A 17,182-nucleotide genomic window follows, 5' to 3' on the forward strand; every position below is an offset into this window, starting at 1 on the left:
ACGCCTCCCGCTCCTTAACCTGGCCCAGTCAAGACCATTGTGGGGAAACGTGAATCAGATGCAGGGCCTGGTCCTCGCGGGCCGCTACCGACTCGCTGAGTCCATCGGCCGCGGTGGCATGGGACGGGTGTGGCGCGCACAGGACGAGGTGCTGCACCGGGCCGTCGCCGTCAAGGAACTGACGGCCGCGCAGTACGTGCAGGAAGCCGACCGCGCGGTCCTCTTCACGCGTACCCAGACGGAGGCGCGCGCCGCCGCCCGCATCAACCACCCCGCCGTCGTCACCGTCCACGACGTCCTGCAGTACGACGACCGCCCCTGGATCGTGATGGAGCTCGTCGAGGGCCGTTCGCTGGCGGACGCGGTCAAGGACGACGGCCGCGTCGAACCCGTCGAGGCCGCCCGGATCGGCCTGTGGACCCTCAAGGCGCTGCGGGCCGCGCACGCCGCCGGGGTGCTGCACCGCGACGTGAAACCCGGCAACGTCCTTCTCGCCGACGACCGCCGCATCCTCCTCACCGACTTCGGGATCGCCGCGATCGAGGGGGACTCCACGATCACGCGGACCGGGGAAGTCGTCGGCTCCGTCGACTATCTGGCGCCCGAGCGCGTCAGCGGAGCCAACCCGGGTCCCGCGTCCGACCTGTGGGCGCTCGGGGCGACGCTGTACACGGCGGTGGAGGGGAACTCGCCGTTCCGCCGTACGTCGCCGCTCGGCACGATGCAGGCCGTGGTGACCGAAGAGCCCGAACCGCCTCAGCACGCGGGGCTCCTCGCCCCCATCATCGAGGCGCTCCTGCGCAAGGACCCGGCCGCCCGGCCCACCGCGGAGGAGGCCGAGGCGCTGCTCGCCGAGGCGGCGGAGGGGCGGCGGCCGAGCGTGGCGCAGGGCCGGGCGCAGACGCATGCGCCGACCCGGGCGAACACGACGCCCACCCCGTACAACCAGGCCACGCCGTACGCCCAGGACACCCCGTACAACCAAGCCACCCCGTACAACCAGGCCATGCCGTACGCCCAGGACACCCCGTACAACCACGTTGGCCCGCACGACCCCACCGCCCCGCACCACCACGGCTCCAGCACGGCGGTCCAGGGCTCCCACGGCGGCCGCGAAGGCCACGAAACCTACGCCCACGCGTCGGCACCCGCCCCGGCCAAGCGGTACCGCCGCGTGCTCGCCGTCGCCGCCCTCGTGATCGCGGCCGCCCTGCTCGGCGGCGCCGGTGTCTTCGGCTTCCTGCGCCTCACCGCCGACGAGGGCGGTCAGGAGCAGCGCACGGGCCAGGACGACGGGAAGGCCCCGCGCGGCATCCCGGCCGACTGGAAGCGCGTGTACGACCCCGACGGCTTCAGCCTCATGCTGCCCGAGGGCTGGCAGCGCCGGGCGAACGGCACCCAGGTGGACTACACGCCGGACGACGGCCGGAGCTTCCTGCGGATCGGCGTCGACAAGTCCCCGCAGGCCGAGTCGCCGTACGCGCACCAGCTGCAGCTGGAGAAGGGCCTGCTGAACTACAAGGACTACAAACGGCTGCACCTGGACTCGAACACGTTCCGGGGGCAGCACGGAGCGCTCTGGGAATTCAGCTGGACGTCCGGAGTGAACAACAGGACGAAGGGGCCGCGCCGGGCCATCGAGCAGACCTACGTGAGCAAAGACGGCGTCGAGTACGCCATCTATCTCTCGGCCCCCGCCGCGGGCTGGGACAAGTCCCGACAGCAGTTCGACTCGATGCTCCGGGGCTGGCGGGAGGGCTGATACGGGCCCCGAGCGCCCCGTCGTACGGGTGGGGCGCCCGGGGGTGGCGGCCGGAACCAGCCGCCCGGCGGCGACACCCATTCCGTTCGCACACGTGTGGGGCATGATGGCCGCATGGGGAGCCTGGGAGACCACGCCGGAGCGGCAGGTGGAGGCAACGCCCGGGTGATCGCGGGCCGTTACCGCCTGGAGGCGCCGCTCGGCCGGGGCGGCATGGGGGTGGTGTGGCGCGCCACCGATCTGCTGCTCGGCCGCCGGGTGGCCGTCAAGGAACTCGCGCGCGACGAGACCCTCTCCGACGCCGAGGCGGAGCAGCGGCGCGAGCGGACCCTGCGCGAGGCGCGGGCCGTGGCGCAGCTGCGGCATCCGCACGTGATCGTGGTCCACGACGTCGTGGTGCAGGACGAGCAGCCGTACATCGTCATGGAGTTGATCGAGGGCGGTTCGCTGGCCGGGCGCATCGCGCGGGGCGGGCCGCTGGACGCGCACGCCGTGGCGCGGATGGGCATCGACCTGCTGGGCGCCCTGAGCACCGCGCACGATGCGGGCATCCTGCACCGCGACCTCAAGCCCGCCAATGTACTCCTGGAGCGGGGCACCGACCGTGTCGTGCTCACCGACTTCGGCATCGCGCAGCTCTCGGGGGCGACGACGCTCACGGAGGTCGGGTCGTTCGTGGGCTCGCCCGAGTACACCGCGCCGGAGCGGATGGCGGGGGAGCGGACGGGCCCCGAGTCCGACCTGTGGTCGCTGGGCGCACTCCTTGTCACCGCGCTCGCCGGTGAGTCGCCGTTCCGCCGCGACTCCATCGGCGGGGTCCTGCACGCCGTCGTCTTCGACGAGATCCGGCCATCCGCGGCCGTCGATCCGCTGCTGCCCGTGGTGCTCGGGCTCCTCGACCGCGATCCGGATCAGCGGATGGGCGCGGCGGAGGCGGAGGGGCTGCTGCGGGTGTACGTGGAGACGGGGCGGATGCCGGCGGTGGTGCGGGAGAGACCGGGGGCCGGGCTGCCGGGGCACTCCGGGCGGTCCGGGCTTCCGGGGCTGCACGGGCTGCCGGGGCGGTCGGGCCGGGGTGCCCCGACGCCGGCCGAGCGTGAGCTGCTCGCCGCGCAGGCCGCCGCGGGGCTCGTGAAGCCGGAGAAGCACGGCAGGACCTTCATGATCGCCGCGGCTCTGGTGGCCGCCCTCGCGGGTGCGGGGGTCTCCGCCGCGCTGCTGCTGACCAGGGACGGCGACGGCGGGGGCACACCGGCTCCCCCGGCCTCCGCCACGGCGACCCAGAGCTCGCCGACGCCGACGGTCACCGTGACGAGCCCCACGGCGCGGCCGTCCTCGCCGCAGGCGCCCCAGGGCTACCGCATCGCGAAGGACCCCAAGGGCTTCGCGCTCGCCGTCCCGGAGGGCTTCCGGCGCCAGGTGGAAGGGGCCCGCGTCTTCTACGAGTCATCCGACGGGACGTACCGGATCGGCATCGAGGAAGCCGCTGCCGGTCGGGGCGGCCCGCTCGCCGCGCAGCGCCGCGCCGATGCGAGCGGCCCGCGCGACAACCCCGGTTACCGCGACGGCAGGGTCTCCGAGACCACGCGCAACGGCAGGCCGGCCGCGCTGCGCGAGTTCACCTGGGACGGGCTCCGCGACGGGAAGGGCGACCGTCGCTCGTTCGACCTGTGCTGGGAGGAGGGCGGCCGGAGGTTCGACGTGTGGGTGTCGGCGCCGGTGGGGGAGGCGGCGCAGGCGCGGAGGTACTTCGACGCGGCGGTGGACACGTTCGTACGCCGGTGACGCCCCGTCCACGTGCATCACCCCGGTCACAATGCGGGGCCTGGCTGGAAACCGGGGTGTCCCGCGCGATAGGCATGGGGGCATGAGTAACGACGGGGGAGCCTCCTACGGGCCGTACGAACCAACCAGCTTCGGCCTCCAGCCGCCACAACAGCGGGGCGTACCGGGGCAATCCGGCCAGGGCGGTGCGGCTCATCCCGACAACCCGTACGCGCAGCCGTACGTCCCGCCGAGCCAGGGCGTGCCGAACCAGCCGCCCGTGTCCCAACCGTCGCCGTCGCAGCCGTCCGCGCAGGAACCCGGCACCGGCCGCCTGATCGCACACCGCTACCGGCTGCTCGGCAAGCTCGGCCACGGCGGCATGGGTACCGTGTGGCGTGCCAAGGACGAGACGGTGGACCGCGAGGTCGCCGTGAAGGAGCCGCGCGTCCCCGACCACCTGCCGGAGCGCGAGCGCGCCAACGTCTTCGAGCGGATGCGCCGCGAGGCCCGCGCCGCCGCCCGCCTCGACCACCCGGCCGTGGTCAACGTCCATGACGTGGCGGTCGAGGACGGCCAGCCGTGGATCGTGATGGAGCTCGTCCAGGGCCGTTCCCTCGGCGCCGCACTCCAGGAGGGCACGCTCGGCGCCCGCGAGGCCGCGCGGATCGGCCTCGACGTCCTGAACGCCCTCGACGCCGCGCACCAGGCGGGCATCCTGCACCGCGACGTGAAGCCCGACAACGTGATGCTCGGACGGCACGACCGCGTCGTCCTCACCGACTTCGGCATCGCCCAGATCGAGGGCGAGACCAACCTGACGGACACCGGCGGTTTCGTCGGGTCGCCCGAGTTCATCGCGCCGGAGCGCGTGCTCGGCCAGCGCCCTGGACCGGCGTCCGACCTCTGGTCGCTCGGCGTCGTCCTGTACGCGGCGACCGAGGGCGTCTCCCCGTTCCGCCGCAACAACACCCCCGCGACGCTCCAGTCCGTCCTGAACGCGACGCCCGCCGCGCCCGCCTCGGCGTCGGGCCCGCTCGCCGAGGCGATCAACCGCCTGCTGGCCAAGGACCCCGCACACCGCCCGAACGCCGCACAGGTCCGCGCCCTCCTGGAGGAGGCGGCCGAGCCTCCGCGGCCCGCGGTGCCGACGCAGCGCGTCACCGTCGTGGACGGCGCCGACCGGGGGCGCGGCAAGGGGATCTTCCTGAGCCGCAAGGCGCTCGCCGTCGTCGCCGGAGTGACCGTCGCGGCGGTGGCCGCGGGCGTGCTCGTGGCGCTGAGTCCTTTCGGGGGCTCGGACACGGAGGGCTGGGTGAAGCACGAGGCGAAGGCGGTCTCCGCCACCGTCGCCGTCCCGAAGGGGTACGTGGAGAGCAAGCCGCAGGCCACCGACACGGACAAGTCCTGGGTCCGGTACACCGACCCGAGCGGCGCCGTCTTCGTCACGCTCGACCTCGCGGAGGAGAAGGACACGTCCCTGGAGGTCGCGGGGACCGCGGCGGCCCAGGCGTACGCGGACGCGGAGAAGTTCGAGGAGAGCGGCGAGACGTCGTTCAGCGACATGGCGAGCGACCCCGCGCCCGTCGTGAAGACCAAGGAGACGACGTACAGGGACCGGAGCGCCGCCGAGAACACGGTCACGTACACCGACTCGCAGACCGAGCTTCCGCACGAGGCGAAGATCCTGTACTACCGGACCAAGTCCGGGGACATGTACCGGCTGTGGATCGACTATCCCGGCAAGGGCGACTTCACCGGGCGGGGCCGCGAGGTCGCCGAGACCGCCATCGCGGACCTGGAGCTCGACAAACTCTGAGACGTCGCTCGGCGCAGCGGCAACGGTCGTAACGGCCTGATCAGCGGCTTTGTCGCCAGCAATCACTGGCGTCATGTGCGGAGGCCGTGAACCCCCGTTACCGATGGGTACCCAAAAGCCTGGTGGAGGCCTACTCTCACGTGCATGACGGACTCGCAGGCCACCGCAGCGCCCCTCGGAACGAACCCGACCGCCCCGGCCCCCGACGGCGCCCGCACCGCCGCCGACGTGGTCACGCCCGAGCTGATCGCGCAGCTCACCCGTGACGTCATCGGGTCGGGACGGACGGCCAACCACTCGCCGCTCACCGGCGAGAAGCTGGCCGACCTGCCCGAGTCCACCCCCGAGGACGTCACCACCGCCTTCCAGCGGGCCCGCACCGCCCAGATCGCCTGGGCGAGGACGCCTGTCAAGCAGCGCGCCGCCGTCCTGCTGCGCTTCCACGACCTGGTGCTGCAGCGCCAGGCCGAGGTCCTCGACCTCATCCAGCTGGAGACCGGCAAGTCCCGGCTGCACGCGCACGAGGAGGTCCAGGCCGTCGCGGTCGCCGCCCGGCACTACGGCCGCAAGGCCCCCTCCTACCTGGCCTCGAAGCGGCACACCGGCGTCGTCCCCGTCCTCACCAAGGTCACCGAGAACCGCCAGCCGCGCGGCGTCGTCGGGCAGATAGCCCCCTGGAACTACCCGCTCGAACTGTCCGTCGGCGACGCGCTGCCGGCCCTCGTCGCGGGCAACGCGCTGGTCATGAAGCCCGACACGGAGACCTGCCTGACCGCGCTCTGGGCCCGCGACCTGATCATCGAGGCGGGCCTGCCCGCGGAGGTCTTCCAGGTCGTCATCGGCGAGGGTCCCGTCGTCGGCCCCGAGGTCGTCAAGCACGCCGACTACGTCTCCTTCACCGGCTCCACCCGCACCGGCCGCGAGGTCGCGCAGGGCGCCGCCGCCCGCCTGGTCGGCGTCTCACTCGAACTCGGCGGCAAGAACGCCATGCTGGTGCTGCACGACGCCGACATCGACAAGGCCGCGTCGGGCGCGGTGCGTGCCTGCTTCTCCTCCGCGGGACAGCTCTGCATCTCCATCGAGCGGCTCTACGTCCACGAGGCGATCGCGGACGAGTTCGTGGCGCGCTTCGCCGAGCGCACGAAGGCGATGCGGCTCGGCAAGTCCCTCGCGTACGGCGCCGACATGGGCTCCCTCGTCGGCGAACGGCAGCTGGAGACGGTGACCCGGCACGTCGAGGAGGCCGTCGCCAAGGGCGCCACGCTCGTCGCGGGCGGCGTCGCGCGCCCCGACATCGGCCCCTACTTCTACGAGCCGACGATCCTCGACGGCGTCGAGGCGCCGATGGCTGTCTGCACCGAGGAGACCTTCGGTCCGGTCGTCTCCCTCTACCGCTTCACGGACGAGAACGAGGCCATCGAGCTCGCCAACGCCACGCCGTACGGCCTGAACTCCTCGGTCTGGACGAAGGACACCGGCCGCGGCCGCAAGGTCGCCGCCCGGCTGCGCACCGGCACGGTCAACGTCAACGAGGGCTTCGCGCCCGCCTACGGCAGCGTGCAGTCCCCGATGGGCGGCATGAAGGACTCCGGTCTCGGCCGACGGCACGGCTCCGAGGGAATCCTCAAGTACACCGAGGCGCAGACCGTCGCGACCCAGCGGGTCATGCCGCTGGCGCCGTCCTTCGGCCTGGACGACGAGAAGTACGCGGCGTTCATGAGCACCAGCCTGAAGGTCATGAAGGCGCTTCGCCTCCGTTAGGGCCTGTGTCGGAAATGCGCTAGTTCTCAACGAGGAGAGTCAATGTCACAGGAGAGCTCTGCCCAAAACCGGAGCAGCGCCCAGGAACACGACTACGACTACGACGTCGTCGTCATAGGCAGCGGCTTCGGCGGGGCCGTGTCCGCGCTGCGTCTGACGGAGAAGGGCTATCGCGTCGGCGTACTGGAGGCGGGCCGCCGCTTCACGCGCGCGACGCTGCCCAAGAACTCCTGGGACCTGAAGAACTACTTGTGGGCGCCGGCGCTCGGCCTGTTCGGCATCCAGCGCATCCACCTGCTCGGCAACGTGATGGTCCTCGCCGGCGCGGGTGTCGGCGGTGGCTCGCTGAACTACGCCAACACCCTCTACGTGCCCCCGGAGCCGTTCTTCAAGGACGCGCAGTGGAAGGACATCACGGACTGGCAGGACGAGCTGCGCCCCTACTACGAGCAGGCCAAACGCATGCTCGGGGTGCGGCTCAACCCGACGATGACACCGTCGGACGTCCACCTGAAGGCCACCGCCCAGGCACTGGGGGTCGGCGACAGCTTCCACATGGCACCCGTCGGCGTCTTCTTCGGCGACGAGAAGGACGCGGACGGCTCTACAACGTGCAAGCCCGGCGCGGAAGTTCCCGACCCCTACTTCGGCGGCGCGGGCCCGTCCCGCAGGGCCTGCACCGAGTGCGGCGAGTGCATGACCGGCTGCCGCCACGGCGCGAAGAACACCCTGAACGAGAACTACCTGTACCTGGCGGAGAAGGCCGGCGCGGTCGTCCACCCGATGACGTCGGTCGTCGCCGTCACCGAGGACTCCCGGGGCGGCTTCGCCGTCGCGACCCTGCCGACCGACAAGAGGCGCAAGGGCAAAGGGCGTACGTTCACGGCCCGCAAGGTCGTCGTGGCCGCCGGCACGTACGGGACGCAGACACTCCTGCACCGCATGAAGGACACCGGCCTGCTGCCGCACATCTCCGCCCGCCTCGGCAGCCTCACCCGCACCAACTCCGAGGCCCTCGTGGGCGCCCAGACCACCGACCGCCGCTACCGCCAGAAGCACGGAACCCAGAAGGCCGACTTCACCAAGGGCGTCGCGATCACCTCGTCGATCCACCCGAACGGCAACACCCACATCGAGCCCGTCCGCTACGGCAAGAAGTCCAACGCCATGGGCAGCCTCACCGTGCTTCAGGTCCCGTACAGCGTGCGAGGCGGCAAGGCGCGGGTCGCCGGCTGGCTCGGCAACGTGGCACGCCACCCGTGGCTGATGGTCCGCTCGCTCTCCAACCGGCACTGGTCGGAACGGACCATCATCGGCCTGGTCATGCAGTCGCTCGACAACTCCCTGACCACGTACCGCAAGGAGAAGGGCGTCGGAAAGGGACTGCTCACCGCCCGGCAGGGCCACGGCGCGCCCAACCCCGACCAGATCCCCGAGGCCACCCGCGCGGCGACGCTCCTCTCCGAGGAGATCAACGGCTTCCCCGGGTCGAACGTCGGCGAGCTCATGGGCACGCCGCTGACCGCGCACTTCCTCGGTGGCTGCCCGATCGGCGACTCCGCCGCGACCGGCGTCATCGACCCGTACCACCGGCTCTACGGCCACCCCGGCATCTCGGTCGTCGACGGCGCCGCGGTCTCCGCGAACCTGGGCGTGAACCCGTCCCTGACGATCACCGCGCAGGCCGAGCGCGCCATGTCGTTCTGGCCCAACAAGGGCGGGGAGGACCCGCGTCCGGCACAGGGCACGCGGTACGTGCGGATCGCGGCCGTCGAACCGAAGACCCCCGCGGTCCCCGCGGACGCGTTCGGCGCGCTGAAGCTGCCGTTCCTGGGGATGCCGACGGTGCCGGCCAAGAAGTAGGCGAACCGGACACGCGTCTTGGGGCACACCCCCGGACACGGGTCTTGGGGCACACCCCCGGACACACGTAAGGACCTGCACCCCCCTCCGAGCGCAGGTCCTTCCGCGTGATCAGGCGGCCGATGTGGCCGGTGTCGCCGGGCCGATGTGGCCGAGTCGGCTAGACGGTGCCGTCGGCCTTCCCGCGGCGTACGGCGAACACGACGCCCGCACCGGCGACGACGGCGATACCGCCGATGACACCGACGGTCGGCAGCATCGAGCTGGAGCCGGTCTCGGCGAGGCTGCCGTCGACCGGCGCCGGGGTCTCCGAAGCGCTCCCCTGCGGCGCGGGCGCGGCCTGCGCGGTCTTGGACGGGGACGGCTTCGGCGTGGGCTTGGTCGACTCGTCGTCGCTGCCGGCCTTGACGATGGTCAGCGGCCGGTACTTGGACGACGTGTGCGTGCAGTCGAGTTCGGGGTCGACATAGCTGCCGAGACCGACCGTGTAGCCGTCGATGGCCGGAGCCTTGGCGCTGACCTTGGCCCGCAGCTTGACGACGGCCTTGTCCTCGGCGTCCAGCTCGACGGTGTCGTAGGCCAGGCCCTCACCGCGCGGGCTCTTGACCGTGGTCCACTCGTCCTTGTCCTGGTCAAAGAACTGCACGTCGGTGAAGTACCGCAGCCCGTCCTTCTTGTCCGGGTCCGCGCCGAGGTTGTTCACGAACGCGGTCCACTCGACCTCGCCGAGCGGCTCGTCGGTGGGGTTGGCCGCGCTCAGCTTGAATTGGTGCCAGCCGCTGCCCGCGACGATCTTCTTGGGCAGTCCGAGGAGGTCGATCTCCAGGACGGAGTCGGGGTCCGTGTCGCCGTCGTCGGACTCGCAGGCGGGAGGCGCCTCTTCGGCGTCCTCGTCCGGGACCTCGGGGACCTCGGGAGTCTTCGCGGTCTTCGGGACCTCGACCTCGGCCGTGTGCTTCCCGGGCGCCGGGGGCTCCGCAGGCGGGGTCGGCGTGCCGGGCGTCTTCTCCGGCTCGGGCGTCTGCGCGGGCGGCGTCGCGGACGGGGTCGGCGTGGCGGACTCCGTCGGGGCCCCCGCGGCCGGGGCGGGCGGAGTGGACGTGCCCTCGGCCGCGGAAGCGGCCGGGGCCGACAGCAGCGCGATCGGGGCTATGGCAGCCGTAGCGGCCGCGGCAGCCATGGCACGACGAAGCTTCATGAAGACCTCAGGAAGTCGGAGACGCGGGGTGGCTCTGGGTACTGACTGGTACTGACACGTGCTGGGTACTGACTGGTACTGCCTCTTGTTACTGCATGCATGACATGTGATCCCTGTGAATGGTTGTCCTCGCTTTCACATAATTCTTATGTGGTGTGCCTCACACCAGGCCGTGTTGTCGGTGGCCCGTGCTAGAACTTCCCCCGCTCTCAGGGCAGCTGACAGGGCATCCGGAGAACAGGGGGAGGGGACAGCGTGGCCATACCCGACGAGGTGTGGGAGAGGTTCGAGAACGACAGCGAGCGGGAGATCCGCTCGTCGGCGCCGAAGGAACCGTCCGCGCGGGCACGCATGGTGGCGGAACGGCTGCGGCGCCTGGACGAGGAGGCCGCGCGACGGCGGGTCGATGAGGCGGGCCGGTTCCGCCGCAGGCGCGCGAAGCGCGAGGCCGAGTCCGCGCGGTGGCGCCCGGACGACTGGCGGTCGATGCCGACGGGTGGGACGGGTGCCCGTGGTGGGAGGTCCGAGCGGAGCCGTCGCGTGTGGAGCGTGGTGATCGTCGTCGGCGGCATGGCGCTCGCGATCGTCCTGCTCAGCCCGTTCCGCTTCTGGATCTGGGGCTGGTGAGACAGCAGGACATCGCTGGTGAGGCGGTGGGGCGTCGCCGGTGAGGTGCGGGGAACCAGATTCGATCTTCCTCCGTCGTAGGTTGCGTCCGGAAACGGTGGATCGGCAGGATCGGCAGGGGAACAGAACGTGAAGTCAGCGGTGTCGCGCGTCGTGGCGGCTGTATCGGTCGTGGTCGCACTCGGAGCGAGTGTGGCCTGCAGCGGTGAGGGTGGCGGCGACGCCGGGAAGGACGCGAAGCCGCGCGCGAGTGCGGGCCCCTCGAAGCTGGAGAAGGCGGCCCTCGCCGCGGGCGACGTGAAGGGCTACGAGGTCGAGGCGCCGGACGAGTCCGGGTCCTCCGCCGCCGCGCCGCCCGCGGCGAAGCCGTCTCCCGCGGAGTGCGGCTCACTCGCGGCGATGCTCGACGTACGCACGGCGGGGAAGTCCAAGGACCACGTCCGCCGCGTCCTGACCGCCACCGACGACAAGGACTTCACGACGACCCGCGTCGGCCTGTCCTCCTACGCCGGGTCGGACGCCGAACAGATGATGGCGGACCTGCGGGCGGCAGCACGGTCCACGAAGTGCTCGGCCTTCCGGATCGGGGAGCAGCGCTACATCGGCGTACGGTCACTGCCCACGCAGGACAAGTCGGCCAAGGGCGACGAGTCCGTCTCGTACAAGATCGCCCACCGCAAGGGCGAGTACGTGATGCGGGAGAGCGTCACGGTCGTGCGCACCGGTGCGACGCTCGCCGTCTTCGACGCGTCGAATCTGTACGACCCCGAAGGCGTCCAGCGCGACAAGGACGCCGAGAAGGACGGCACGGGGGGCATCGGCGGCATCGGCACGCCCACGGCGGACCAGGACCCGAAGGTGGCGCCCGAGATCGTCACCGCGCAGCTCGACAAGATCTGACGTCCGTGTCTGGCGTCGGCAAGATCAGGCATCGGCAAGTTCCGGCGTCGGCAAGTTCCGGCGTCGGCAAGTTCCGGCGTCGGCAAAATTTGATGTCGGCAAAACCCAACGGGCCGTACAACCTTTTCGGCGGTTCCTGATCGTTACCGAAAACGCTGGTCAGAGACGTGTGGTTGCCGCTTTCATGTCGCCTCGGCGCGGGCCGTCGCCCGCGCCGTGAAACGTGAAGGTAGGAAACGTGAAGTCATCTGTGTCTCGGGCCGTCGTGGCCGCGTCCGTCACGGTCGCGCTGGGCCTGACCGCAGCGTGCGGCAGCGACAAGGGCAGTGGCGGCGACAGCGGCGGCTCCGACGACAAGAAGTCGTCCGGGCAGCAGGCCAAGCAGAAGCCGGCCGCGGAGAAGTCGACCGCGCTGTCCGCCACCGACCTGGAGAAGGCGGTGCTCGCCAAGGGCGACCTCAAGGGCTACAAGGTCGAGAAGATGTCCGCAGCGGACATGCCCTCGCAGACCGTGCCCGCCGACCCGGCCGCCTGCCAGCCGTTCGCCGACATGTTCATGTTCGCGACCCAGCCGTCGTCGAAGGCCCGTGTCGGCCGCACCATGACCGGCCCGGACGAGCTGGACGCCACGGTCATCTCGCTCGCCCTGCTCGCGCACGAGCAGCCCGACGCGGAGAAGGTCATGGACGGCCTGCGGGCCGCCACGAAGAAGTGCACCGCGTACGAGCACGCGGACTCGAAGTACCGGGACGTCGCCGCGCTGCCCACGCCGAAAGCGGGCGACGAGGCGGTCTCGTACAAGGTGGTCGGCCTCATCGAGGGCCAGAAGACGCCGATGAGCTTCACCGTCGTACGCAGTGGCGCGACGCTCGCGGCGTTCTACTCGATCAATTTGCTCAAGCCGAAGAAGTTCGGCGTGCCGGCGGAGATCGTCGAGGCGCAGGTGAAGAAGCTGGAGAACGGCGACAAGGGCGCCTGATCGGCGTGGGCTGATCGGCGTCGGTTGATCGGCATCGGTCACCGACAGAGCGAAGGGCCCCGCGGGACGGATCCGCGGGGCCCTTGGCTGTCGCACCGACGTCAGGGCCGCGTCGATGCCTCGGGACGGCGCCGGGGGGAGTGCGCCGCTCTGGTGGAGGTGCCGGTGGCCGACCCGGCGCATGAGGGGCGCTCGCGTGGTATCGACCACTGGCAATGAAGTTGTGGACGGCGGGATTCGCTGCCCGTCCTTCTACGCATCGTGCTGGATGGGTTGTTCGCTGCGCAACCGTTTGGACCACATCTGGGGGGGAAGGGCCGGGGATTCGGCCCGGGTGCCGGGACGGAGGCCGGCCGGCTCCGGGCGTCCCCGAAGCCGACCGTTCTCTTGGGTGACCGGGCTGCTGTCCCCTGCCGTCCGGTCACGTCACTGGAGCGAGGTCCCACGGCGCAAGGAGCGATCCCTGCGCCTCATCGCTCCAGTGGAGCCACGCGTGGTTCTTGCGGGCCCGCACCTGGCTGACACGGACATTGAGACCAACGAAGCGCCTCCGGGACCGGTCACGCGCCGTACGGGTGAGAGCGGATCCGAACTCAGATCCGCAGCTGCCACCGGGCCCGGCCCGGGAACGACGGCCGTCAGACGCGGCCCCGGCACAGCTCCAGGAGCGTCATCGCGAGCGCGGTGCCGGGCTTGCCGAGCGCGTCCCTGTAGTGGCCGAGGATCTCCATCTCGCGGGAGAGGTTCACACGGCGGCCGCCCGAGGTGATGCGGGCCTCCTGGATGACGGCCGAAACGGCCATGCGTTCCTGTACGAGACCGATGATCCGGTCGTCGAGCGCGTCGATCCGCTCACGTGCGTTCTCGATCACGCCGGCGGCCTCGGGGGTGCGGGCGCCGGTCTTGTCCGCGGTGGTGGTCGTCATCGTCATGGGGGTCTCCTTCGTCTGAAGAGGTGCCCCCGGATCGGCAGGACCCGCGTACGACAGAGCGCCCCGGGCCTTGTCGGCCCGGGGCGCCCGGTAAGTCGCTTGTCGGTGGGATCAAGCAGCTCGACCATGGCAGCCGGCAGGCCGGTTGCCATAGGTAAAGAGGAAGCTGAGGTGCTTGGTCACGCAGCCAGTATGCCCCCACGCGCGCGTGCCGGGTCAATCGGGACTCCCCGCGGCTCGGATGCTGAGACGGCCACCGTTGTGCGAGGGCACCCGCCGGGAGGGATGGGGGCCGCGTCGGTGTGAGTCGGGGCGACCGTCGGATACGACGAAGGCGCCGCGCCGGGCCCGTTAGAATTGACAAACACAGACCCCCTGCTCACGCACGAGCCTCTGCTCACGCACCGCTCAAGCTCAACGCCGGAAGGCCGCCGCCGTGCCATCAGCGCCCCCCGCTGCCGCCGCTCCCGACACCGTTCTGGTCGTCGACTTCGGAGCGCAGTACGCCCAGCTCATCGCCCGTCGCGTCCGTGAGGCCCGCGTCTACAGCGAGATCGTGCCGAGCACGATGCCCGTCTCCGAGATGCTCGCGAAGAAGCCCGCGGCCATAATCCTCTCCGGCGGCCCCTCGTCGGTGTACGCGGAGCACGCGCCCACCGTCGACCGTCAGCTCTTCGAGGCCGGCGTCCCCGTCTTCGGCATGTGCTACGGCTTCCAGCTGATGGCCACGACCCTCGGCGGCACGGTCGACAACACCGGCGCCCGTGAGTACGGCCGCACCCCGCTGTCCGTCTCCAAGGCCGGCTCCACGCTCTTCGAGGGCACCCCGACCGAGCAGTCCGTGTGGATGTCCCACGGCGACGCGTGCAGCGCCGCGCCCGAGGGCTTCACGGTCACCGCGTCCACGGACGTCGTGCCGGTCGCCGCCTTCGAGGATGACGAGAAGAAGCTGTACGGCGTGCAGTACCACCCCGAGGTCATGCACTCCACGCACGGTCAGCAGGTCCTCGAGCACTTCCTCTACCGCGGCGCCGGCCTCAAGCCGGACTGGACGACCGACAACGTCATCGACGAGCAGGTCGCCGCGATCCGTGAGCAGGTCGGCACCAAGCGCGCGATCTGCGGCCTCTCCGGCGGTGTGGACTCCGCGGTCGCCGCTGCCCTCGTGCAGAAGGCCATCGGCTCGCAGCTGACCTGCGTCTACGTCGACCACGGCCTGATGCGCAAGGGCGAGACCGAGCAGGTCGAGAAGGACTTCGTCGCCGCGACCGGCGTGCAGCTGAAGGTGGTCGACGCGCAGGAGCGCTTCCTCGCCGCGCTCGCCGGGGTCTCCGACCCCGAGGAGAAGCGGAAGATCATCGGGCGCGAGTTCATCCGTGTCTTCGAGCAAGCCCAGGCGGAGATCGTCGCCGAGGCCCCCGGCGACCAGCCGGTGGAGTTCCTGGTCCAGGGCACCCTCTACCCCGACGTGGTCGAGTCCGGTGGCGGCACCGGCACCGCGAACATCAAGTCGCACCACAACGTGGGCGGGCTCCCCGAGGACCTCGAGTTCCAGCTCATCGAGCCGCTGCGCAAGCTGTTCAAGGACGAGGTCCGGATGGTCGGTGCCGAGCTCGGTCTGCCGGACGAGATCGTCCAGCGCCAGCCGTTCCCCGGCCCCGGTCTCGGCATCCGCATCGTCGGCGAGGTCACCAAGGACCGCCTCGACCTGCTGCGCGAAGCCGACGCCATCGCCCGCGAGGAGCTGACGGCGGCCGGTCTCGACCGCGAGATCTGGCAGTGCCCGGTCGTGCTGCTCGCGGACGTCCGCAGCGTCGGCGTCCAGGGCGACGGCCGTACGTACGGCCACCCGATCGTCCTGCGCCCCGTCTCGTCCGAGGACGCCATGACGGCCGACTGGACCCGCATGCCGTACGACGTCCTCGCGAAGATCTCGACGCGTATCACCAACGAGGTCGCCGACGTGAACCGCGTCGTGCTCGACGTGACGTCGAAGCCGCCGGGGACCATCGAGTGGGAGTGACCCCCGCGGTCGACCTCCCCACGCCTTGCTGAGCGCCGGTGCCGCTCTTCCGTCTTCGTCACGGAGGGGCGGCACCGGCGTTCTCACGTCCGGCGTGTGACGCGCACCCCGGCACCCGGCTTCCAGAGCTGCACCGCCAGGTACTTCTCGTCCTCGATGAAGGTCCGCACGACCTCCGTCAGCTCGGTGCGGAAGAGGTGGAAGGCGTCCGGGTCCGGCGGATTCACCGTGTCCGCGTACCGCGCGACGGTCGCCGGGTCCCGCACCTCCACCGCCCGCCCCGCGATACGGACGTCGCCGCCCGCCATCTCCGTGCCCGCCCCCGGGTTCGCCTGCAGCGCGAAGCGCCCATCGCGGCGCAGGTCGAGTGCCTTGAGGGAGTTCGGCATCATGCCGAGCCACAGCTCCCCGTGCAGAAAGCGGACCTCGAGCCCGGTCGTGCGCGGCGCCCCGTCCTTGCGGAGCGTCGCGAGAACGTGGTGCGTGAACGCGCCGAACCGCTTCTCGACGGTCGCGGCGAGGTCGGGCTCTGCGGTGGCGAAGGCTTTCCACTTGCACGTCATACGACGAGTCTGCCGCCGATACCCGACACCTCCTGTCGCCTTTCACCGCCCCGCTCCCATCGCCCCTCACCGACCCTCCGAACGTGCCGCACCTCGCACCCTTGATCGCGTCGCACCTCTGTCCTCCTGTGCTTCCCGCCGGTAACTTCCGCCCCGTACGACCACGGATGGAGGACACATGCAGGCGCCCACACCGATACCCGTCGAGCGGTTGCAGTTCGCGATGCCGCCCGTCCACACCTCCGTGGCGGACGAACGGCGCCACCGCAAGGAGCGGCTCGCAGGCGCACTGCGGATCTTCGGTCGGCTCGGTTACGAGGACGGGGTCTCCGGCCACATCACCGCACGCGACCCGGAGTACACCGACTGCTTCTGGGTGAACCCCTTCGGGATGCCCTTCAAGCACATCACCGTGGGCGACCTCGTCCTCGCCAACGCGGACGGTCAGGTCGTGGAGGGGCGCCACCACGTCAACCAGGCCGCGTTCACCGTCCACGCCCAAGCCCACCTGGCACGACCCGACGTGGTCGCCGTCGCACACTGCCACTCCCTGCACGGCCGCCCGCTCTCCACGCTCGGCGAACTCCTGGACCCGATCACCCAGGAGGCCTGTGCCTTCTACGAGAGCCACGCGCTGTACGACGGCTACACCGGCGTCGTCGTCGACGCCGAGGAGGGCCGGCGGATCGCCACCGCGCTCGGCGACCACAAGGCGGTCATCCTGCGCAACCATGGCCTGCTCACGGTCGGGGACTCCGTCGACGCCGCCGCCTGGTGGTTCATCTCCATGGACCGCTCCTGCCAGGTCCAGCTGAGCGCACGGGCGGCCGGGCGCCCCGTGCTGATCGGCCACAAGCAAGCGGTGCAGACCCGCGAACAACTCGGCAGCGACCTGGTCGCGTGGATCAACTACCAGTACCTGTGGCAGGACATCAGCCGCAGCGAACCCGATCTGCTGGCCTGACCTCGGCGTCAACGCCGAGCCGCGCCA

The 17,182-nt window shown here is 70.9% G+C and carries 13 protein-coding genes; 10 read left to right on the forward strand and 3 right to left on the reverse strand.

The features are described from left to right. The first annotated feature begins 58 nt into the window (after positions 1–58). From DEJ47_RS22975 to DEJ47_RS22995, 5 genes are all read left to right on the forward strand, one after another. The gene (locus DEJ47_RS22975; protein ID WP_150175803.1) at positions 59–1,762 is read left to right on the forward strand and encodes a serine/threonine-protein kinase; all 1,704 of its coding nucleotides are present in this window, start codon (positions 59–61) and stop codon (positions 1,760–1,762) included. Positions 1,763–1,876: 114 nt separating this feature from the next. Next, positions 1,877–3,547, forward strand: a complete 1,671-nt coding sequence (locus DEJ47_RS22980; protein ID WP_150171172.1) for a serine/threonine-protein kinase — start codon at positions 1,877–1,879, stop codon at positions 3,545–3,547. Between the two features lie 82 nt (positions 3,548–3,629). Continuing rightward, positions 3,630–5,345, forward strand: a complete 1,716-nt coding sequence (locus DEJ47_RS22985; protein WP_150171174.1) for a serine/threonine-protein kinase — start codon at positions 3,630–3,632, stop codon at positions 5,343–5,345. 144 nt (positions 5,346–5,489) lie between these two features. Further along, the gene (locus DEJ47_RS22990; protein ID WP_150171176.1) at positions 5,490–7,106 is read left to right on the forward strand and encodes a succinic semialdehyde dehydrogenase; all 1,617 of its coding nucleotides are present in this window, start codon (positions 5,490–5,492) and stop codon (positions 7,104–7,106) included. Positions 7,107–7,148: 42 nt separating this feature from the next. Continuing rightward, positions 7,149–8,969, forward strand: a complete 1,821-nt coding sequence (locus DEJ47_RS22995; protein WP_150171178.1) for a GMC family oxidoreductase — start codon at positions 7,149–7,151, stop codon at positions 8,967–8,969. 160 nt (positions 8,970–9,129) lie between these two features. Here the strand turns inward: DEJ47_RS22995 and DEJ47_RS23000 are convergent, their stop codons facing one another. Beyond that, on the reverse strand, positions 9,130–10,167 hold the full coding sequence (locus DEJ47_RS23000; RefSeq protein ID WP_150171180.1) for a hypothetical protein: 1,038 nt from the start codon (positions 10,165–10,167) through the stop codon (positions 9,130–9,132). 255 nt (positions 10,168–10,422) lie between these two features. Between DEJ47_RS23000 and DEJ47_RS23005 the strand changes: the two genes are divergently transcribed. The 3 genes from DEJ47_RS23005 to DEJ47_RS23015 all read left to right on the forward strand — a co-directional run bounded on the left by DEJ47_RS23005 (position 10,423) and on the right by DEJ47_RS23015 (position 12,673). Beyond that, a complete protein-coding gene (locus DEJ47_RS23005; RefSeq protein WP_202456482.1) occupies positions 10,423–10,794 on the forward strand; it encodes a hypothetical protein in 372 nt (123 codons plus the stop codon). Between the two features lie 153 nt (positions 10,795–10,947). Continuing rightward, positions 10,948–11,694, forward strand: coding sequence for a hypothetical protein (locus DEJ47_RS23010; protein ID WP_150171184.1), 747 nt, complete (start codon positions 10,948–10,950; stop codon positions 11,692–11,694). A 238-nt stretch (positions 11,695–11,932) separates the two neighbouring features. Then, positions 11,933–12,673 (forward strand): hypothetical protein, encoded by a 741-nt coding sequence (locus tag DEJ47_RS23015; protein ID WP_202456483.1) that lies wholly within the window; start codon positions 11,933–11,935, stop codon positions 12,671–12,673. Between the two features lie 638 nt (positions 12,674–13,311). Here DEJ47_RS23015 and DEJ47_RS23020 read toward each other — a convergent pair. Beyond that, positions 13,312–13,599 carry a chorismate mutase gene (locus DEJ47_RS23020; RefSeq protein ID WP_161235169.1) on the reverse strand — a complete coding sequence of 96 codons (288 nt, stop codon included), beginning with the start codon at positions 13,597–13,599 and terminating at the stop codon, positions 13,312–13,314. A 442-nt stretch (positions 13,600–14,041) separates the two neighbouring features. Here DEJ47_RS23020 and guaA point away from each other — a divergent pair, with 442 nt between their 5' ends. Continuing rightward, the gene (gene guaA, locus DEJ47_RS23025) at positions 14,042–15,628 is read left to right on the forward strand and encodes a glutamine-hydrolyzing GMP synthase (protein WP_150171191.1); all 1,587 of its coding nucleotides are present in this window, start codon (positions 14,042–14,044) and stop codon (positions 15,626–15,628) included. An 83-nt stretch (positions 15,629–15,711) separates the two neighbouring features. Here guaA and DEJ47_RS23030 read toward each other — a convergent pair whose 3' ends face one another. Further along, complete coding sequence (locus tag DEJ47_RS23030) at positions 15,712–16,191, reverse strand: pyridoxamine 5'-phosphate oxidase family protein (RefSeq protein WP_150171193.1); 480 nt, start codon at positions 16,189–16,191, stop codon at positions 15,712–15,714. A gap of 178 nt (positions 16,192–16,369) precedes the next feature. On the opposite strand from DEJ47_RS23030, the gene DEJ47_RS23035 reads away from it, so the two are divergent. Beyond that, the gene (locus tag DEJ47_RS23035) at positions 16,370–17,155 is read left to right on the forward strand and encodes a class II aldolase/adducin family protein (RefSeq protein ID WP_150171195.1); all 786 of its coding nucleotides are present in this window, start codon (positions 16,370–16,372) and stop codon (positions 17,153–17,155) included. The last annotated feature ends 27 nt before the right edge of the window (positions 17,156–17,182 follow it).

Origin of the sequence: Streptomyces venezuelae (genome assembly GCF_008642355.1) — a bacterium.
Taxonomy (GTDB): domain Bacteria; phylum Actinomycetota; class Actinomycetes; order Streptomycetales; family Streptomycetaceae; genus Streptomyces; species Streptomyces venezuelae_B.